We start from the raw sequence: 19,358 nt of genomic DNA, 5'->3' as shown, positions 1-19,358 counted from the left end.
CATGGCCTCACCGCAACAACGTTCCGGACGACTCGGCATCGGCATCATCGGCGCAGGCCGGGTGGGGCCGGTGCTCGGGGCCGCGCTCGCGGGTGCCGGGCATGCGATCGTGGGCGTGTCTGCGGTCTCCGACGCGAGTCGCGACCGGGCGGAGGCCATGTTGCCCGGGGCGCCGATCCTCGAGATCCCGCAGCTGATCGAGCGGAGCGAACTGGTGATGCTGGCCGTGCCCTCCGCCGAGCTGGGCGCGCTCGTGGAGGGGCTCGCGACCGCCGGTGCATGGCAGGCGGGGCAGCTGGTCATCCATACCGCGGCGCCGTTCGGGATCGGTGTTCTCGCGCCGGCGATCGCCGCAGGGGCGATCCCGCTCGCGATCCATCCCGCGATGAGTTTCACCGGATCGAGCATCGACATCGCCCGCCTTGCCGGAGCGTACTTCGCCGTCACCGGGCCGGCCCCCGTGTTGCCGATCGGCCAGGCGCTCGTGGTGGAGATGGGCGGCGAGCCGGTCATCGTCGCGGAGCGCGACAGGGCGGCCTATGCCGACGCGATCGAGACGGCCACCACGTTCTCGAGCTCCATCGTCGACCAGGCCACGGGCATCCTCGGCGGAATCGGTTTCGGCTCGCCCGGCCGCTTCCTCGCTCCGCTGGTGCGTTCGAGCGTCGAGAACGCCCTGGAGCGTGCCGTCGGTCCCGAGGACTCGCTCGGCCTGCCGCTCGGCTCCTGACGTAGCCGCGCCTGCTGCCGACGCAGCCGCCGACGGCTCCGCCTCGCCGATGCCCCCCCCCGCCCCCCCCCCCCCCCCCCCCCCCCCCCCCCCCGCGGGGCGCAGCGTGACCCGGAACGCGAGTAACATTCTGGGGGCGGCAGCCGGGCAGCGTGGGAACGCGGTCACCCGGCACCGCTTCACGGCCGGCGGTCGAACGACTGCCCCGGCGCGGCGGATGCACGAGCATCCGGAGTCCGGCTGGCCACGCGGAGAACCACGTCCGCGCAGCAAAGGAGACCCAGTGCCGACACTCGCTGTCACGATCGCTGAGGTGCGCGTCCAGGTCGCCGCCCGCAAGACGGATGCCCGGGGCCGCGGCGTCGCCGAACCGACCGTCGCCCTCGTGCCCACGATGGGCGCTCTGCACAACGGGCATCTCGCGCTCGTCCGTCGCGCCCGGGAGATCGCCGACGTTGTCGTCGTCTCGGTCTTCGTGAACCCCCTGCAGTTCAGCGAGGCGGAGGATCTCGACCGGTATCCGCGTGACCTCGACTCCGACATCCGCACCCTCGACGGCGACGCTGCCGGTGCAGAGGCGATCGTGTTCGCGCCGACCCCCGGCGAGATGTACCCCGACGGACGGACACAGACCAAGGTGACGGCGGGCAACGTCGGCAACCTGCTCGAGGGCCGCAGCCGCGCCGGGCACTTCGACGGCGTGCTCGTCGTGGTGTCGAAGCTGCTGAACATCGTGCAGCCCGACGTCGTGCTGTTCGGGCAGAAGGATGCCCAGCAGGTGTTCGTCGTAAGCCGCATGGTGCATGATCTGAACATCCCGGTGAAGGTCGAGGTCGTCGAGACCGTGCGGGAGGATGACGGACTGGCCCTCTCCAGCCGCAACCGTTTTCTCGACGAGCGTGAGCGTCTCGCGGCGCGGGTGCTGTCCCGCACGCTCGAGGCTGCCGACTCCGCGGCCGACGGCGGCATCGACTCCGTGATCGCGGCGGCGCAGGCGGCGGGCATGGGCGAACCTCTCGTCGACCTCGAGTACCTCAGCGTGGTGAACCCGACGACGTTCCTGCCCGTCGACGACGGCTACCACGGCAAGGCCATCGTGCTGGTCGCGGCCCGCGTCGGCGCCACCCGCCTCATCGACAACGAGACCGTCTACCTCGGCTGACCGCCCCCCCGCCCCCCCGTCGCCGGCGGTTCTGCCGCAGAATGTCGCTTCCGCGAGTGCGCGCGCAGGCGCCGAAGCGACAAACGGCGCGGAACCGAGTTCCGGGCGGGCGCGTAAACTGGGGGCGACTTTCGAGGAGCACGCGCCGTCATGACTGAACACCCCAAGCACGCCCAGCCCGAGCCCGCCGCCGACAGCGGGACCGACAGCGGCGCCGACGCCATCGACCTCGCCGCGCTGAAGGCCGCCGAGGAACAGGACGCCGAGGCCGCCGCAGCGGACGCCGCCGCGAACGAGCAGCAGGTCATCCGGATGGCGAAGCGTGAGCGGATGCTCGAAACCGGCCTCGACCCGTACCCCGTCGGCGTCGCGGTCACCACGACGATCCCCGCCGTGCGCGCCGAGTACGGCGAGCTGGCCGCCGACGAGACCACGGGCGTCACCGTCGGCCTCGCCGGCCGTATCGTGCACCTCCGCAACACCGGCAAGCTGTGCTTCGTGAGCCTGCAGTCCGGCGACGGCACGCGCATCCAGGCCATGGTGTCGCTCGGGGCCGTCGGCGATGAGTCGCTGGCCTCGTTCAAGGAGTTCGTCGACCTCGGCGACCACCTCTTCGTGAGCGGCGAGGTCATCTCCAGCCGCCGCGGCGAGCTGAGCATCATGGTCTCCGAGTGGGCGATCGCGTCGAAGTCGCTGCTGCCGCTGCCGAACCTGCACAGCGAGCTGAACGAGGAGACGCGGATGCGCAGCCGATACCTCGACCTCATCGTGCGCGACGACGCACGCAAGATGGTGCGCACCCGCGCCGCGGCTGTCGCCAGCATGCGCAAGACCTTCGCCGATCGCGCCTTCATCGAGGTCGAGACCCCGATGCTCCAGACGATGCACGGGGGGGCCGCCGCCCGCCCCTTCTCCACGCACAGCAACGCGTTCGACACCGAGCTGTTCCTCCGCATCGCGCCGGAACTGTTCCTGAAGCGCGCCGTCGTCGGCGGCATCGACAGGGTCTTCGAGATCAACCGCAACTTCCGGAACGAAGGCGCCGACTCCACGCACAGCCCCGAGTTCGCGATGCTGGAGGCCTATGAGGCCTACGGCGACTACCACACCATGGCCGAGCTGACGCAGACGCTCATCCAGAACGCCGCGATCGCGGTCGCCGGCAGCACGACCGTGACCTGGGCCGACGGCACCGAGTACGACCTCGGCGGCGACTGGGACCGCATCAGCATGTACGAGTCGCTGAGCGAGGCCCTGACGGCAGCGGATGGCGGGGCAAACCCGATCCGGATCACCCCTGTCACCACCACCGACGACCTGAAGGCGCTCGCCGACCGCGAGGGCATCGAGATCCACCTGCCGAACCACGGCAAGTACGTCGAGGAGCTGTGGGAGCACTTCGTGAAGGGATCGCTCGTGCGCCCCACCTTCGTCATGGACTTCCCGCTCGAGACCAGCCCGCTCACCCGCGCGCACCGCAGCATCCCGGGCGTCGTCGAGAAGTGGGACCTCTACATCCGCGGCTTCGAGCTCGCCACGGCGTATTCCGAGCTGGTCGACCCTGTCATCCAGCGCGAACGTTTCATCGAGCAGGCCCGTCTCGGCGCGGCCGGCGACGACGAAGCGATGCGGTTGGATGAGGACTTCCTCCGCGCGCTCGAATTCGGGATGCCCCCCTCCGGAGGCCTCGGAATGGGCGTCGACCGCCTGCTGATGGCGCTGACCGGGCTCGGTATCCGCGAGACGATCCTGTTCCCGCTGGTGAAGTAGATGGCCGACTTCGGCGAGAAGGCTCCGGATGTCGCGGGGCAGCCCGACCCCGAACACGACGACGGCCCCACCGAGGCCCAGAAGCGCAAGCGCCTGATCGCGTCGCGCGTTGTCGTCGCGGGCGTCGGACTCACCTTCCTCATCGTCGGATTCGTGCAGTTCGTCACCAAATAGGCGCCCGGGGCAGCTGACAGGTTCGCCGCGTATCCTTGGAGCACAATGAATGATGTGATCGCGGCCCTCGGCGCCCTCCTGCCGACCTTGGCCATCGGCCTGCTGTTCTGGTTCGTGATGCGTGCGATCATCCGCTCCGACAAGAGCGAACGGAAGGTGCTCGCCCGCATCGAGGCCGAAGAGCGGGCGAAGCGCGGCCTGTAGCCTGTCCACCATCCTCGAACCGATACGGTAAGAGCTGGCAGTTCGGCAGGCGAAGGGAGCCCCCCATCAGTGGAGTCCAGATGACGGAGATCGTCATCGTCGTTCTCTTCCTCTTCGATTTCGGGGTTCGAGTCACAGCCATCATCGTGGTGCCCCGCAATCGGCGCCCGAGTTCCGCGATGGCGTGGCTGCTCGCGATCTTCCTGATCCCCTACCTCGGACTGGTCGTCTTCCTTCTGATCGGAAGCTATAAGCTGCCGAAGAAGCGGCGGGAGAAGCAGCAGGCCATCAACGACTTCATCATCGAGACGACGGAGGGCATCGAGCAGGTCTCGAACGATCATCCGTGGCCCGCGTGGCTCCGGTCGGTGGTCGAGCTCAACCGCAACCTCGGCGCCATGCCGCTCGTGGGCGGCAACAAAGCCCGTCTGATCGGGGACTACTCCCAGTCGATCGCCGAAATGACCGCCGACATCAACCAGGCCAAGAAGTTCGTGCACTGCGAGTTCTACATCATGTCGTACGACTCGGTGACGGCGGATTTCTTCCTCGCCCTCGAGAACGCGGTGAAGCGCGGTGTGATCGTGCGGGTGCTGCTCGACCACGTGGCGTCCTTCCGCTCGCCCGGGCACCGCAAGACGTTCCGCAAGCTCCGGCAGATCGGCGTGACCTGGCATTTCATGCTCCCCGTGCAGCCGCTTCGTGGCAAATGGCAGCGCCCCGACCTCCGAAACCATCGCAAGGTGCTGGTTGTGGATGGCCGGGTGGGCTACATGGGCTCGCAGAACCTCATCGACCGGAGCTACAACAAGCGCGTCAACCGCCGCCGCGGCCTGCAGTGGCAGGACCTGATGACTCGCGTGCAGGGTCCTGTGGTGAACGGAATCAACGCGATCTTCATCACGGACTGGTACAGCGAGACGAACGAACTGCTCGTGCGGGAGACCGAGGCCATCACGCCGGGCGTCGTCTTCGAATCCGATGATGCTCTCGACTGCCAGATCGTGCCGAGCGGCCCCGGGTTCGACGGCGAGAACAACCTGCGCCTCTTCCTCGCCCTGCTCTACTATGCGCAGAAGAAGATCATCATCACGTCGCCCTACTTCGTGCCCGACGACTCGATGCTCTACGCGATCACGACCGCGTCGCAGCGCGGGGTCGAAGTGCAGCTGTTCGTCTCGGAGATCGGCGACCAGGCCCTCGTCTACCACGCGCAGCGCTCGTACTATGAGGCGCTGCTCCGCGCGGGGGTGCAGATCTGGATGTACAAGGCCCCGTACATCCTGCACGCCAAGCACTTCACCATCGACGACGACGTGGCGGTGATGGGATCGAGCAACATGGACATCCGTTCGTTCCAGCTGAACATGGAGGTGTCGATGATGGTGCGCGGCACGGCATTCGTGCAGCAGATGAGAGCGATCGAAGACGGTTACCGGGCATCCAGTCGCGAACTCACCCTCGCCGAGTGGGAGCGTCAGCCGCTTCGCTCCACCGTGCTCGACAACCTCGCGCGCCTCACCTCCGGGCTTCAATAGGTGAGCGCTCGGTGCGGCCTGAACGGCCGCTCCGCTTCAGCGCGGCTCGCCCCGCATCGACTGGGGAGTTTCAGTCGGTTCGCGGCGCGCACACCGACCGGAACTCCCCAGTCGATCGGCCGGCGGGGAAAGGGCGGGGAAGTGGCTTTCGGGCTTGAGCGCTGGAGTGCTTCAGGCTAAAGTGAGGTTTAATCACTCAGGTCAGGAGCATCCATGCCCGTTCTCTCGAAAACCCGACCAGGTCTTCGCGCGGTGGTCGGTGGAGGAATGCTCGTGCTGCTCTTGGGTGCCGGCGGGCTCGCCGCCACGGCTGATGAAGGTGTCGAGTCTGCGCCGTCGCCTCTTCCCGACGTCGCTGTGGCGCCGCAGGAGGTGCCGGTGGTGGCGGATGCTCCCGAGGTCGTCGTGGCTGTGCCGGACCCGCTGTCCGCCGCGGTGGTGGATGTCCCGGTGTCGCTGCCTGCCGCGGCGGATGTCTCAGCGCCGCTGCCTGCCGCGGCGGGTGTCCCGGAAGCTGCAGAGGCCCCGAGAGTGGCAGAGGTCCCGGAGGCCGTGGCGGAGGCGCCGGAGGCCGAGCTCGTGCCCGTTCCCGTCGTGACGTCTCCGGCCCTCCCGGCGGGCACGGTGGGAGTCGACTACGCCTACCAGCTCACCGCGAACGTGACGCCGGCCACGTTCTCGGTGACCGGCCTGCCCGCCGGTCTCCGTTACGAGTCGTCGACCGCACGGATCACCGGCAGGCCCACCGTGGCGGGTACCTTCTCGGTGAGGCTGGAAGCATTCGGATCCGCGGGCGCCGACTCCAGCCTCGTCCGCTACGACGCCCTCGTGATCGATGAGCCGACGGTCACTCCCGCGGCCATCACCTCCCCTCCGTTCGGCCCCGCCACAGTCGGTTCGCCCTACTCCTTCCAGCTCACGTCGAACGTGTCTCCTGTCACCTATTCCGTCACGGGACTGCCGGCGGGGCTCCGGGCCGACCCACGGAGCGGTCTCATCTCGGGAACCCCGACCGCTGCGGGCTCGTTCATCGTCCGACTCGAGGCAGTAGGGGAGCACGCCGGCGACACCTCCTTCGTCGTCTACCAGACGCTCGTGGTGAACGCCGTTCCCGTCGTCGTGCCCGTCATCACCTCACCGGCGCCGACGGCGGGTGTCGTGGGCACACCGTACGTCTTCCAGCTCACGTCGAATGTGCCGAAGGCGAGCTTCGTCGTGACGGGCCTGCCGAAGGGGCTGGTCGTGGATGCCGCGACCGGCCTTATCCGGGGAACACCCCTCTCGGCGGGCACCTTCACCCTCAGCCTGACCGCTCTCTCGACGAAATCGCCCGATTCACGTTTCACGGTCTACGTTCCGCTCGTGATCGGCCAGGTGATCGACAGGGGTGAAACGCCGGTGCCGGTGCCCGTCCCGGTGCCCGTGCCGGGAGAGTCCGCCGACGGTGGTGACGCCACGGGCGCTCTCGCTTCCCCGGGAGGTGCCGCAGTGTCGGCGTCTGCTGCAGCCGACTATTCCACGCCCGTCGCAGCTGCACTCGTGAGCCGCGGCGTCACAGCTGTCCCCGGGGCGTCGGCCCGGTTCGCGCAAGCGCCCTCGCTGGTCTCGACCCTCACTCGCCCCTCCGCGGGGACGCTCGCCGAGACCGGCCACCCGGCGATCGGACTCCTCCCTGTTGGCCTCGCCGGGTTGTCCCTGTTCCTCTGCGGCGCAGGTGCGCTCGTTCTCCGACGGTTCAGGGTGCGGTGAGCCCGGGTTCGTCGGGCGAGGGTGCGATCCGTGCGTCAGGGGAGGCGGGCGATGAGGGCGAGGAGCTCGGTGTAGAAGGCGGGGGCATCCACGGTGCGGGCGTAGAAGATGTTGCGGGGCAGGTCGGTGATCTGCCACCAGTCCGCCGCGAGCATCCCCATCGTCAACTCGCTCGAGATCTCGACGCGGGCGTTGATCTGCCGCCCGCCGAAGAGCTCCGGGTAGAGGCAGTAGAGCGGTACGACGGGGCCGTGCAGGGGAGCGCCGTCGGTGCCGTACTTCGCCAGGTCGAACTCTTCCGAGAAGGTGAGGAGGGCATCCACCACCCGTCCGCAGTGGTTGCCGAGCGCTGAGAACCGGTCGAGGCGCTCGCGGGTGTTCTGAAGCTGGTGCGTCACGTCGAGCGGCAGCATCACGATCGGAATGCCGCTCCGCAGCACGATGTCGGCCGCATGCGGGTCGACGTAGATGTTGAACTCGGCGGTCGGCGTGATGTTGCCGACCTCGAAGTACGCACCCGCCATCATGACGATCTCGCGGATGCTCGCCGCGATGTCGGGCGCCTCGACGAGCGCCACGGCCAGGGTGGTCATGCTGCTGAGCTGGAGCACGCTCACAGAATGGGGCGCGGCGGCTCGGAGATGCCGGATGATCGCCTGCACCCCCGGCTCGTCGTCCGCCGTCTGGCGGGGCTCGGGGAGGGTGTAGCCGTCCATCCCCGTCTCGCCGTGCACATGAGCGGCCGTGACGAGTTCGCGCACGAGGGGTCGCGGGCAACCACGGTGCACCCGGATCCCCGTCCGCCCCGTCAGCTCGACCACCTGCAGGATGTTCCGCACGGTGCGGTCGAGCGTGGTGTTGCCGGCGCTGCCGACGATGGCGAGAACGTCGAACTCCTCGGGCGCGGCAAGGATGGCCATGAGCGCTGCCGCCTGCTCCTGGCCGGGGTCGGTGATGATGATCGTGGGGCGCTGCATGGGTGTCCTTCCACGGGATCGGGATGGGTGGCGATCGGGATCGGGGTGGGGTGCGCAGGTTTCGATGTGCGCGCCTCCGGGAGATCGGGCGGGCCCAGACCGGGGGCGGCCGCGAAGCCGCGACCACCCCCGGTCTGGGTGGAGCCCGAAGGCCCGGGCCCGGCCGGCTACGGAGCCGAGGGGCTGTCGATCGTGATGCTGCCGTCGATGATCGAGGCCTGGAGCGCGTCGATCTCGCCCTGCAGGGCCGGGTCGACCTTGCTCTCGAAGTCGTGGAACGGCGAGATCGCCACGCCCTTGTTTGCGAGGGTGCCGACGAAGGCGGTGTTGTCGAAGGTTCCGGATGCATCCTTCTCGATCACCGAGGAGATCGAGAGCGGCATGTCCCGGGCGATCGAGGTGAGGAAGAGGTCGGCGTCGGTGGGGTCGGAGACCGCCATGTCGGTGTCGACGCCGAGCAGCGCCTCACCCTTGCCCGAGTCTCGGATCGCGGCGACCGTGCCCTGGTAGATCGGCCCGCCGACGGGGAGGATCAAGTCGGCGCCCTGCTCGATGAAGCCCTGGCTGAGCACCTTCGCCGCGTTGATGTCGGTGAAGTTGCCGGTGAAGGCGCCCTGCTGCGTGGCGAAGTCCCAGCCGAGAAGCTTGACCGACTTGCTCTTGTCGGCGTTGTACTTTGCCACGCCGAGCGCGAAGCCGTCCATGTAGAGCGTGACGGGCGGGATCTGGGCCCCGCCGTAGGTCGCGACGATGCCCGACTTCGAGTAGCTTGCCGACGCGTAGCCGACGAGGTAGCCCGACTGCGAGGTGTCGAACACGATCGACTTGACGTTCGGCAGGGTGATCGAGGTGTCGTCGATCATCAGGAAGTTCACGTTCGGGTTCGCCGTGGCTGTGGCTTTGGTCGCGTCGGCGAGAAGGTAGCCGGTGGCCACGATGGTCGTGCAGCCCTGGGCGACGAGGCTGTCCATGTTGGGCTGGTAGTCGCTCTCGCCCTCCGACTGCACCTTCACGTACTTCACGCCGAGCGCTGCCGCGGCGTCGGTGACTCCCTGGAGACCGAGCGCGTTGAACGACTTGTCGTCGAATCCGCCCGAGTCGGAGACGATGCAGGGCAGGAATCCGGCGGTGACGCTCGGCGCCGCGCTCCCGGCGGCGGCAGTGGTTCCAGACGAGGCGGGTGCGGATGCGCAGCCGGCGAGCAGCAGCGAGACAGCGGCCAGCGCGGCGGCGCCGGTCGAGAGGCGGCGGGCAGTGGTGTTCATGTGGTTCCTCCTGGTGGGGTGGGGTGCGGGTGTGAATGGTGCGGGTGCGGGTGGTGCGGCTTGTGGGTGTGGTGCGGATCGGGACCCTGCGGGCGAGAAGGGCACGGGTGGTGGTGCGGGCGGCGGCCCTGATCCCCTCATCTCGGCGTCTCCACCCAGGCGTAGATCTCCCAGATGTAGCCGTCGTGGTCGACGAAGTAGGTCGAGCGGGCGCCCCACTCGAAGACCTGCGGTGGCCCGGACGCCACGAGCCCGAGAGCGACGAGCTCCGCAGCGAGAGCATCCACCTCGGGTCCGGTCTCGAGTTCGATGGCGAGCATGACGTGGCCGCCGGCGGGGCTTCGGAGAGCGGGCGCGGCAGCCGACGCTGGCGCACCACTTTGCACGATGGTGAGCTCGAGCGCACCCGCGTCGAACACCATCGAGTCGGGCCCGGAGCCGGCCACGCCGAATCCGAGCGCCCCGAGGAACGCGGCCGTGCGCGCCAGGTCGGTCACGGTCAGGGAGACGGCCGCCAGCCGGTTCTCCCCGGTTGTCGGGAGTCTGCGGATGATCGTGAACCCGTCAGGGTCGCGGAACGTCTCGCCCGCCTCAGCCGGCAGCTCGAGGGTGACGGTGAATGGCATCCCGGCTCCCGCAGGGTACGCAGCCCCCACCGTCTCGGCGATGCTCCACTGCTCCCACAGGGCCAGTCGCGCCCCGTCGCCGAGGCGGAAGTCGGCGAACCGCACATTGCGCATCCGCGGCTCGAGCCCGACCACGCCCGAATAGAACGCGTCGGCGCGGTCGATGTCGGCCACCACCAGGCAGATGTCGTCGATTCTCACCGGGGTCCCTCCGTTTCGGGCCAGGCGCCCTGCTGCACGCGGTCGTAGACGCGGGTGATCGCCGGAGCGTAGGCGCGGTTCTCGGCCACGGTCTGCCGGTGGCCGGCCAGGTACTCGTCTGCCAGCTCGCGGAATTCGCCCAGCACGGCGCGCTCGTCGATGGGCGTGAGCCGGCCGTTCTTCACGATGAGCTCGCCGTTCACCCAGACCTCGCTGATGGAGGTGCCGTTCTCGCTGAACACCAGTTGGCGGGCTGCGTCGTTCAGTGGGGTGAAGTTCGTCGTGAGGGTGAGGTCGAACACCACGAAGTCCGCTCGCTTGCCGGGCTCGAGGGATCCGATCTGCCGCGTCTGGTGCAGAGCCTCGGCGCCTCCCCGGGTGGCCGCCCTGAGCACCTCGTCGGTCGACGGCCAGGTGGTGAAGTCGGGGCTCGTCACGGTGTGCAACAGCGCCGCGGTCTTGATGGTGTCGAGCATCCGGAGCGAATCGTTGCTCGCAGTGCCGTCGGTGCCGAGTGCGACGCTGGCCCCGGCATCGTGGAGGGCCCGCCAGGCGAACACGCCGGAACCGAGCTTCAGGTTCGAGACGGGATTGTGGATGATCGTGGCCGACGACTCTCCGAGCATCCGGATGTCCTCGCCGCCCAGCCAGATCGCGTGGGCGAGCGCCGTGCGGTCGGTGAGCAGCCCGAGGGTGTCGAGGTGTTCGACGATCGTCGTTCCGTAGCGCTCGCGGCCCATCACGGCCTGCAGCCGTGTCTCGAGCAGGTGCAGGTGCAGTACGGAGTCGTGGCGACGGGAGAGATCGTCGGCGGCGAGGAGCAGTTCGTCGGTGCTCCGCTGCGGAGCGCTCGGGGCGACAGCGTACGACAGGCGGCCGCCCGACCGGCCGTGCTGGGTGGCGAAGGCGCGCTCGCTGAAGTCGACGAACGCGTCGACGATCCCGGCGCTCGGGGGCATCTCCGTGCGGGAGGCGGCGATGCCCTCAGCAGGCAGGAGATCGGCCGCGAAGGGCAGCCGATCGGCGTAGGCGACATCGGCGACGCCGCCGGTGCAGGTCGCCCGGATGCCGATGTCGTCGTAGGCATCGAAGACCGCAGCAAGGGACTCCTCGGTCTGCCACGGCAGTTCGCCGACATCGTCGAGCACGGCGGTGGTTCCGCCGCGGAGGGAGTCCATGGCTGCGACCAGGGTGCGCAGGTACACGAGCCGGGGCGGCATGGGGTGGGCCGCGGTGATCGGGTAGGTCTCGAGGGTCCACAGTTCGAGGGGGAGGCGCTCGCTCGTTCCGCGGAGCAGCGACTCCCAGGAGTGCATGTGCGCGTTGATGAGGCCGGGCGTGATGAGGAGGCCGGTGGCGTCGACGATGACGCAGTCGGGTGCTCCGGATGAGTCGGAGGGGTCGACCTCCCCGGCAGGGCCGACCGCCACGATCGTGTCGCCATCGACGAGCAGGTCGCCGCGGAAGACGGCGCTCGAGCGTGCGTCGTCCATGGTCATCAGCAGGGCATTCCGCCAGAGGGTCTTCATGTGTTCCCTGCGCTTTCCAGCGCGGTTGAGCGACCCGGATGAGGGGTCGACGAATACGGGTGGGGTGGAGCCGGGTGATGGCGTCAGAGGATGACGGGGCGAGGTCGCCCGAGAGAGCGGCCGTCGCTCATCCAGTGGCCGGCGGCCAGAGTGCACCGGATGATTTGCCGGGCCGGTCCGCGGCGGGCTACCGGAGCACCGGAGCACCGAGGCGAGAGAGAACCGGCAGAGCGGGGCCGCCGCAGACGATCAGCGGGCAGACCTCTCCCGCGGTGCGGGGCGGCTATCTGCCGAGCGAGAAGACGGAGACGTTGTGCGCTCCGCTCCGACGGCGCAGGCAGAACCAGGGCAGAAAGCCTCGGGTTGCCGAATCGGTCGTCATACCGGCAAAACTAGCGCGCCTGTGTGACGCTCACGTTTCGTGGCCACTACAAGTCTGTTTCGGAAGACGGCGCAGGGCGGCGCAGGGCGGCGCAGGGCGCGGCAGTGCGTTGCAGGGCGCGGGGTCAGTCGCGGGGCTTCAGCCGCACGGTCGGCAGCTCTGGCGCGGGCAGGGGTGAGCCCTCGTTGTCGCGGGTCGCGCCGGCGACGCGCGCCGTGAAGAGCTGCTCGGTTCCGGGCGGCGGCGGCCCGCCGACTCCGATCGCCTCGGCCTGCCAGGCCGCCCGATAGCCGACGACCTCGTCGTGGGTGCGTCCGACGAAGTTCCACCACATCAGGATCTTCTCACCCAGCGGCTCCCCGCCGATGAGCAGCAGTCGGACGGCGGTGTCGCCCGCGGCGATCCGGATGCCCGTGCATCCGGTGGGCAGGTAGGCCAGTTCGTGCGCCTGAACGGAGGTGCCGGCATCCGGAGCCGACGTCTCGCCGCCCGCCAGCGACCCGCGGATGCTCACCTCGCCCGAATCGACCAGGATGCCGTGCTCGAAACCGGCCTCGACGCCGAGCTCGACCACCCCGCCCGCGGGCAGGTCGAGCTGGGCGGCCACCAGCGGGCTGAAGAGGGTGGCGTCGGCCGAGACGCCGGCGAGCGAACCCATGAAGACCTGAACCTCGGCATCGCCGACCCGCACGCGCCGGGCGGCCTGGCTCTCGAAGGCGGGCGGCATGTGCCGGGAGGCGTCGGGCAGCGCGACCCAGAGCTGCGCCCCGTGCAGCACCTTCGTGGCCGGTGTCGACACCTCGGAGTGGCTGATCCCACGCCCCGCCGTCATCAGGTTGAGTTCGCCCGGACGCACAATTGCGTGGCTGCCCACACTGTCGCGATGCTCGATCTCCCCTTCGAACAACCAGGACACGGTCTGGAGCCCGGTGTGCGGATGCGGCGGCACCCGCATCCCGCCCGAGGAGGCGACCGGCTCCGGCCCGTAGTGGTCGAGGAAGCACCACGCGCCGATCAGGCTCCGCTGTCTACTGGGCAGGGTGCGCCGGACGGTCATCGCGCGCGGCCCGCCGAGCGGAACTTCGCGGGGCGTGAGGATCTGCAGCCGCACCGGGGACGCATCCGCGGAGCCGCCGGAACACTCCAGGATCTCGCTCGGGTGCCGTTCCAGGTTGCTCACCGCTCCAGCGTAACCGGCGGGTGGGTGTCGGCCAATGTCTCTCGCGCGGGTACACCTGCGTTGTGTGAACCGGTAGCGCGTTACAGCCGAAAGGCCCACGGCGTCTGATAGGTTCGGGCCAACTGCCGGGGGCCGGCACACAGAATTGTGAGTAGGGGAACGTGAAGATTTTCACTGCGGCTGTGGCCGCTCTTGTCGTCGTCGGATCGGTGTTCGCGGCGACGCCGGCGATGGCATCGAATGCGTCGGGTTCGCTGCCCGCCGTCTCGGGTGCGACGAACGTGTCGGCCGTCTCGACAGACGCTCTGCCGTTCGCAGCGGATGCTCTGCCGACGCTCGACCCCGCGCATCCTGCCGCACCTCCCGCTCCGGCCACAGCCGCCCTTCCCGCGGCCGCACGGCAGGCGTCGACCGACCAGTCACAGGTCTCGCGCGCCAACGGATCCGTCACCATCTCCGGCACCGTCACGGTGGGTGCCAATGCACCCGGAAAGCCCGTCGCCGGTGTGATCGTCACAGCGACCCAGGTCGACTCGAACGACAAGACGATCGCAAACACCGATGTGCTGTCGACCGGCACAGGAGCGTTCTCGATCACCGGTCTTCCCGACGGCCTCTACTACGTCTCCTTCTTCTACGACGGCGACCCGGCCGGCGCCACATCGATGTGGTGGGGAGCCACGGCGACCAACCCGTTCGGAAACAAGGCGGTCAGCCTCACCGGCAGCCAGACGCTCACGGTGACGCAGCTCCTGCAGCCGACCGGCACGCTGGGTGGTCGGGTCTCCACCGGCGACCGGCAGACGGCGCCGGCGACATCCGACATCGACCTGTTCCTCGCTGTGCGGCTCGACTCCGACAACAAGTACCACCCGGTGCTGCAGCTCGGCTGGGACACCGCGGGGCAGTACAGCGCGGCATTCGTGCTGCCCTACTCGGACTACGCCGTCTTCGCGATCAACGACGCGAACCCCTCGTACGAGGCCGTGTCGAGTTCGGATTCCTTCAGCATCGGCGCGAACCAGAGCATCCGCCGCGACACCATCGTGACCAGGCTGATCGCCGCGGTCGGCGGGGTCTCCAACGGCACGAACGCCTTCGTCAACGCGCTCTACTGGGACTTCCTGTCGCGTTCACCCGCCCAGGCCGACATCGTCTTCTGGAACCGCCAGTTCGCGGGCGGCGCCGGACTCGGCGCGGTCTCCACCGGCTTCGTGACCAGTGACGAATACCGTCTGATCCGGATCGATGCCGCGTACTCGAAGATCCTCGGTCGCGGGCCCGACGCGGGTGGGCGAGCGGACTGGCTGCGCTGGATGCAGCAGGGCCTCATCACAACCGACGACATCGAGACCTCGTTCTACGCCTCACAGGAGTACTTCGACAAGCAGGGCGGCTCGAACGCCTCCTTCGTGCAGGCCATCTACACGACCCTGCTGCACCGCGACGCATCCTCAGCCGACGTGTCCTTCTGGTCGAGGCTCATCGCGCAGAACGGTCGTGCCTGGGTGATCGCGCAGTTCTGGGACTCGACCGAGACCATCTCCGAGCGCGTCAGCCTCATGTACGCCTCCTACCTCGGACGCACTCCCGACCCGGCGGGCCTCGCCAACTGGGTCGGAACGGCGCTCCAGCTCGGCGACTCGGGCCTCCGCTCCGGTCTCTCGGGCAACGCCGAGTACGTCAACCGGGCGCAGTACCGCTTCGGCGTCTGACCCTCGGGAGCACAAAAAGCGGGCGGTGCCGATTCGGCCCCGCCCGCTTTGTGTGCACGTGTCAGTGGCGGGTTCTGGATGCCCGGCGGCGGCGACTCGCGACGATCAGCCCGGCGAGGCCCGTGCCGAAGAGCAGTCCGGCCGCGATGCCGGCGGGGGCGAGGTCGCTCCGGCCCGTGTTCGCGAGTCCCGTGGCCGTCTGGCCGGCGGCATCCGGAGTCTCGGACGGCGTTCCGGGCAGCGCTGACGCACCGGGAGTCGCGCCCGGCGTCGGAACGGCGGGATCGGTCGACGGAACAGTCGGACCGGGCGTCGGGGTCGACGTCGGCGGCACACTCGACTGGTCGAGCCGGTCGAGCGTCACGAGGCGTCCGAACTGGTCGAACGAGGCCGCGACCGTTCCGCCCGAGGTGTACTGCCCGGGCACCGTGAACGAGTACGAGTAGCCCGTCCCGCCCTCCAGCTGCATCAGGTAGATCGTCGACGAGCCGAGCGACTCGGGAGCGCCGTAGACATAGTTCGCCACGGTGAACGAGTCGTTCGGGATGATCGAGGTCGGCGCGACATCCGTGACGGCGAGGGGCAGGTCGGCGCCGGCATCCCACGTCGTCGGCGAAACGGTCGACGTGGCGATCGGCGTCAACTGCTCCGCCTCGGCGGCTGTGGCCGGGATGGCCGGGGCAGGAATCGGGCCCAGAAGGCCGAACGGGTTCGAGCTCGTGTTCGACACGCTCGGGTAGCCGTAGAGCACCGTCTGGCCGCGGTAGATGTTCACGTCGGCACGGAAGGTCGCCGGGTTCTGGTTGTCGTCACCGCTCGGGCCCCCGATGTCGATGCGCACGTAGCCGGCGAAGTTCACCAGGGCGACCAGCCCGCCGGGGGTGGCGGTCGCGCTCACGACGCTGGAGGTGCCCGGCGCGGTCGGATCGGCGACGGTCGAGGTGACGAGAGTGCCGAACGGGTAGCCGTCCAGTTGCAGCAGCAGTGTGCCGGTGTCGAGCGGATGCGCGGCGGCACTCGAGCCGTCCGGAGCCTTCGGCAGCGAGGCATCCCCGACCGAGGTGACGGTCGCCAGGCGACCGTACTTGTCGAAGGAGGCGACGACGTGCCGGCCGTAGGAGAACTTCCCCGGCACCTGGATCAGGTACCGGCCGTTCCGCAAGGGGGTGCCGCCGACAGCTTCGGGCGCGCCGTAGTAGGCCCCCTCGGGGGCGTCGTAGGCGTAGCTCCTGAGGTCGTCGGTGTAGCCGGGGTTACCGACCCCGTTGGGGCTCACATCGGTGAAACTCAGCAGGGTCGTGTCGCCGGGGCCCTGGGGGTCAGCAGAGACGGTGAAGTGCGTTGTCGGGATCTGCGCCAGTACGTCAGCAGACGTGGCCGGCGGTTTCGGCGCGACGTTGCTATCGAAGTGGTACTGGAACGTGTCGTCACTCGACTGGTACGTGTACGTCGAGGTCACCCCGCGGTAGATGCTCGCTGCCTGGCGGTGGGCGAATGTGCCGGGCAGCGGCGCCCCGCCCCGTTCGTGGACCTGCCCGTCGGCCGACCGGAGGTAGACCGCGGTCGGTCCGGCGAAGTCGCGGAGGGTGACCGACCCGTCGGCCCCGATCTCGCCGGTCACGGTCGACACGGCGGTCGAGTCGGCCGGATCCGGCGTGGTCACGGCCACGGTGAGCCCCGCCTCGGCGGGGTCGAACTCGAGCACGATCCCACCGGTGTCGATCTCGTGCCCGGCGAGGGGCGTGACCGGGCTGCTCGACGGGAAACCGGTGTTCGCCGAGGCGGGCGATGCGGCGCCGAGCCCGACTGCGGCGAGGCCGAGCACGAGCGCTGCGGCGAGGATGGTGCGCACGGAGCGCGGACGTGATGTCACTTGTTCCCCCTGATGGTTCGCGTTCGACAATGAACCTCCTCAGCATAGGCCTGTCGCCGTGATAGCTTTTGTCAGGCCGGGACGTCGGCACACAGGGGTGCTTTCGGGGGTTGTCCATGAAGAGGTCCTTCGCCGTCGGAGTCATCGTCGCCCTGCTCGCTTCGGCTGGCCTGGCCACACCCGCGGCGGCTTCCCCCGCGGCGACGGCACGCACCGGCACGGTGCAGGGCACCCTCACCGCGGTGTCACCCGATGGTGACCGGGCGAAGAACCACGTGATCGGCGGTGCAACCGTGACGGCGTACGAATTCGATTTCACCGACCGCTTCCACGACACGGTGCTGTCGAAGACGACGACGGTGACGGATGCGAAGGGCCATTACGTACTGAAGGGGCTTCCCGACGAGGTGGATCTGAAGTTCGATGTGCCCGACGTCTTCGGGCATCCGACCTCGAGGTGGTACGAGGAGGACAACGATCCGACCTTCACGCCCCATGGCACCGACCTGTACGTGAGCGCGTCGGCGGAGGCCGTCGCTGACGCGACCATCGGCGTGCCCGGCGCCGTTTCGGGGATCATCCGGTGCGCGGGATGCACACTCCCTCCTGCATCGGAACTCGAGGTGCATCTCATCGCCGACCAGTCGAACGGAGCGGCCAACAGCGTCTCGATGGTGCACCCCGATGCCACGGGCCGGTACTCGTTCCCCGATGTGCTGCCGTGGAAGCGCGGCGGCGGGTACCAGATCGCCGTGCGCTACGACGGCGCCGCTGCGATCGCTCCACTGACCACCTCCGGCAGTTTCACGGTGGCCGCAGCCCAGACGCTCTCCGCCGATGTGAGCCTGTCGGTCGGTGCGCCCGCCGTCGTCACCGCCCATGGCGGATCGGGGGATGCGGCGCGGCTCGGAGGGGTTGTCTCGATGGCAGCGACCAGCGACCATTCTGCGTCAGTGGCCGCGGGAGCAACAGTGGCGGCGTACCTGCTCGACGCCGACAGCCAGTACAGCAGCATCGTGGCGACTGCCACTGCGAACAGCCGGGGCGAGTGGGCGATGGACGGGCTGGTCGGCGGCGACTACGCGCTGAGGTTCGAATACACCTCGCCGACCGGCCGCAAGGCCGCGGCCTGGCTCGGCGACAGTGCGGCGTCGCCCCCGTACGGTGTGCGCACGTCGCTTCCCGCCCGGGCGTTCTTCCTCGCGAACCAGGCCCTCGTCTACACGGCAACGGTGACAGGGCACATCTCCTGCGAGCAGTGTGCGACACCTGTGGATCCCGCGTTCCTCGATCTGGAGCTCCTCGCTCGCAATTCGCCCGCGAACGCGTTCGGGGGCATCAGGAAGATCGCCCCGCCGGCCGCCGACGGCAGCTTCCGCATCGACGGGGTGCTCCCGGGAGCGGAGTACGAGGTGCAGGTGACCTCTCACAGCCCGGACGCTTCCGTCGGCCACCAGGCGACGTCGGCCATCTTCACCCTGACCGAGTCGGGCACCGCCACGGCCGATGCGGTTCTGCCGTCGGTCGTCACGGGCTTTCCGCGCTCGAGCCCGAGCGTCCCGGATGTCTACGCCCTCTACTGGGACTACCTGCACAGAAGGCCCTCCCAGCCCGAAGCCTCGTTCTGGGTGAGCAGGCTCGATTCCGGACTCAGCACGTCGTCGACCATCGCCCGCTCGTTCGTGGAGAGTGACGAATACCGGCTGCTTCGCATCGACGCGGCCTACCAGTCGATCCTCGGGCGGGGAGCCGACCCCGCGGGGCGGGCCGACTGGCTGCGCTGGATGCAGCAGGGCACTATCACCACCGACGACATCGAGACCTCCTTCTACGCGTCGGCCGAGTGGTACCAGACGCACGGCAACACCGACCAGGGTTTCGTCGGGGCGCTCTATTCGACCCTTCTCGGCCGGAGTGCGGGCGCATCCGAGACCGCCTTCTGGAGCCGTCTCGTTGCGCTGCACGGGCGCGCCTGGGTCGTCGCGCAGTTCTGGGACTCACGGGAGACGATCGCCGGCCGCGTGAGTGCGATGTACGCGTCGTACCTCGGCCGGGTTCCGGATGCCGGTGGGCTGGCCACCTGGGTCGGGGTCGCCCTCGCGATCGGCGATTCGGGACTGCGGGCCGGGCTCACGTCGAGCGACGAGTATCGCGCACGGGCTGCGGCACGCTACATCCAGCAGTAGCAGGGTCGACTCCCGCTATGCCGAGGGCGAACAGAGCCCCGAGGCCCGGGACTCGTCGTTAGCATTTATCTACCGGTTACCGTCACTGCCCCGGTGC

At 69.0% G+C, this 19,358-nt stretch carries 15 protein-coding genes; 9 read left to right on the top strand and 6 right to left on the bottom strand.

What is annotated here, in order from left to right; translation table 11 throughout:
- Position 1 precedes the first annotated feature (1 nt).
- The 7 genes from B7R21_RS16185 to B7R21_RS16160 all read left to right on the top strand — a co-directional run bounded on the left by B7R21_RS16185 (position 2) and on the right by B7R21_RS16160 (position 7,327).
- Entirely contained in the window at positions 2 to 730 is a 729-nt protein-coding gene (locus tag B7R21_RS16185) for a Rossmann-like and DUF2520 domain-containing protein (RefSeq protein WP_116284235.1), read from the top strand.
- Between the two features lie 283 nt (positions 731 to 1,013).
- Positions 1,014 to 1,892 carry a pantoate--beta-alanine ligase gene (panC, locus tag B7R21_RS16175; protein ID WP_253259857.1) on the top strand — a complete coding sequence of 293 codons (879 nt, stop codon included), beginning with the start codon at positions 1,014 to 1,016 and terminating at the stop codon, positions 1,890 to 1,892.
- A gap of 150 nt (positions 1,893 to 2,042) precedes the next feature.
- A complete protein-coding gene (lysS, locus tag B7R21_RS16170; protein WP_116284233.1) occupies positions 2,043 to 3,662 on the top strand; it encodes a lysine--tRNA ligase in 1,620 nt (539 codons plus the stop codon).
- Positions 3,663 to 3,836, top strand: a complete 174-nt coding sequence (locus B7R21_RS20240; RefSeq protein ID WP_172592219.1) for a hypothetical protein — start codon at positions 3,663 to 3,665, stop codon at positions 3,834 to 3,836.
- A gap of 45 nt (positions 3,837 to 3,881) precedes the next feature.
- On the top strand, positions 3,882 to 4,040 hold the full coding sequence (locus tag B7R21_RS20235; RefSeq protein WP_172592218.1) for a hypothetical protein: 159 nt from the start codon (positions 3,882 to 3,884) through the stop codon (positions 4,038 to 4,040).
- Positions 4,041 to 4,120: 80 nt separating this feature from the next.
- Entirely contained in the window at positions 4,121 to 5,578 is a 1,458-nt protein-coding gene (gene cls / locus B7R21_RS16165; RefSeq protein ID WP_116284232.1) for a cardiolipin synthase, read from the top strand.
- Positions 5,579 to 5,791: 213 nt separating this feature from the next.
- Complete coding sequence (locus tag B7R21_RS16160) at positions 5,792 to 7,327, top strand: putative Ig domain-containing protein (RefSeq protein WP_147305925.1); 1,536 nt, start codon at positions 5,792 to 5,794, stop codon at positions 7,325 to 7,327.
- Between the two features lie 35 nt (positions 7,328 to 7,362).
- Here B7R21_RS16160 and B7R21_RS16155 read toward each other — a convergent pair whose 3' ends face one another.
- The 5 genes from B7R21_RS16155 to B7R21_RS16135 all read right to left on the bottom strand — a co-directional run bounded on the left by B7R21_RS16155 (position 7,363) and on the right by B7R21_RS16135 (position 13,487).
- Positions 7,363 to 8,304 (bottom strand): nucleoside hydrolase, encoded by a 942-nt coding sequence (locus tag B7R21_RS16155; RefSeq protein ID WP_116284230.1) that lies wholly within the window; start codon positions 8,302 to 8,304, stop codon positions 7,363 to 7,365.
- A gap of 167 nt (positions 8,305 to 8,471) precedes the next feature.
- Positions 8,472 to 9,569 carry a BMP family lipoprotein gene (locus B7R21_RS16150; protein WP_116284229.1) on the bottom strand — a complete coding sequence of 366 codons (1,098 nt, stop codon included), beginning with the start codon at positions 9,567 to 9,569 and terminating at the stop codon, positions 8,472 to 8,474.
- A gap of 137 nt (positions 9,570 to 9,706) precedes the next feature.
- Positions 9,707 to 10,396 carry a VOC family protein gene (locus B7R21_RS16145; RefSeq protein ID WP_116284228.1) on the bottom strand — a complete coding sequence of 230 codons (690 nt, stop codon included), beginning with the start codon at positions 10,394 to 10,396 and terminating at the stop codon, positions 9,707 to 9,709.
- The gene (locus B7R21_RS16140) at positions 10,393 to 11,925 is read right to left on the bottom strand and encodes an amidohydrolase family protein (protein ID WP_116284227.1); all 1,533 of its coding nucleotides are present in this window, start codon (positions 11,923 to 11,925) and stop codon (positions 10,393 to 10,395) included. The genes B7R21_RS16145 and B7R21_RS16140 overlap by 4 nt, the downstream gene beginning before the upstream one ends.
- A 506-nt stretch (positions 11,926 to 12,431) precedes the next feature.
- Positions 12,432 to 13,487, bottom strand: a complete 1,056-nt coding sequence (locus B7R21_RS16135; RefSeq protein ID WP_116284226.1) for a pirin family protein — start codon at positions 13,485 to 13,487, stop codon at positions 12,432 to 12,434.
- A 161-nt stretch (positions 13,488 to 13,648) separates the two neighbouring features.
- Here B7R21_RS16135 and B7R21_RS16130 point away from each other — a divergent pair, with 161 nt between their 5' ends.
- Complete coding sequence (locus B7R21_RS16130) at positions 13,649 to 15,202, top strand: DUF4214 domain-containing protein (protein WP_116284225.1); 1,554 nt, start codon at positions 13,649 to 13,651, stop codon at positions 15,200 to 15,202.
- 61 nt (positions 15,203 to 15,263) lie between these two features.
- Here B7R21_RS16130 and B7R21_RS16125 read toward each other — a convergent pair whose 3' ends face one another.
- The gene (locus B7R21_RS16125; protein ID WP_116284224.1) at positions 15,264 to 17,075 is read right to left on the bottom strand and encodes a hypothetical protein; all 1,812 of its coding nucleotides are present in this window, start codon (positions 17,073 to 17,075) and stop codon (positions 15,264 to 15,266) included.
- Positions 17,076 to 17,191: 116 nt separating this feature from the next.
- On the opposite strand from B7R21_RS16125, the gene B7R21_RS16120 reads away from it, so the two are divergent.
- Complete coding sequence (locus tag B7R21_RS16120) at positions 17,192 to 19,261, top strand: DUF4214 domain-containing protein (protein ID WP_116284223.1); 2,070 nt, start codon at positions 17,192 to 17,194, stop codon at positions 19,259 to 19,261.
- Positions 19,262 to 19,358: the final 97 nt, after the last annotated feature.

Origin of the sequence: Subtercola boreus (genome assembly GCF_003399625.1) — a bacterium.
Lineage (GTDB): Bacteria > Actinomycetota > Actinomycetes > Actinomycetales > Microbacteriaceae > Subtercola > Subtercola boreus_C.
Note: the sequence above shows the minus strand (reverse complement) of the source record. Positions and strands in the feature narration are given on the sequence as shown.

Coding starts and splice junctions, on each gene's coding strand:
- B7R21_RS16185 (WP_116284235.1), top strand. CDS start 2: ATGGCCTCACCGCAACAACGTTCCGGACGACTCGGCATCGGCATCATC.
- lysS (WP_116284233.1), top strand. CDS start 2,043: ATGACTGAACACCCCAAGCACGCCCAGCCCGAGCCCGCCGCCGACAGC.
- B7R21_RS20240 (WP_172592219.1), top strand. CDS start 3,663: ATGGCCGACTTCGGCGAGAAGGCTCCGGATGTCGCGGGGCAGCCCGAC.
- B7R21_RS20235 (WP_172592218.1), top strand. CDS start 3,882: ATGAATGATGTGATCGCGGCCCTCGGCGCCCTCCTGCCGACCTTGGCC.
- cls (WP_116284232.1), top strand. CDS start 4,121: ATGACGGAGATCGTCATCGTCGTTCTCTTCCTCTTCGATTTCGGGGTT.
- B7R21_RS16160 (WP_147305925.1), top strand. CDS start 5,792: ATGCCCGTTCTCTCGAAAACCCGACCAGGTCTTCGCGCGGTGGTCGGT.
- B7R21_RS16155 (WP_116284230.1), bottom strand. CDS start 8,304: ATGCAGCGCCCCACGATCATCATCACCGACCCCGGCCAGGAGCAGGCG.
- B7R21_RS16150 (WP_116284229.1), bottom strand. CDS start 9,569: ATGAACACCACTGCCCGCCGCCTCTCGACCGGCGCCGCCGCGCTGGCC.
- B7R21_RS16140 (WP_116284227.1), bottom strand. CDS start 11,925: ATGAAGACCCTCTGGCGGAATGCCCTGCTGATGACCATGGACGACGCA.
- B7R21_RS16120 (WP_116284223.1), top strand. CDS start 17,192: ATGAAGAGGTCCTTCGCCGTCGGAGTCATCGTCGCCCTGCTCGCTTCG.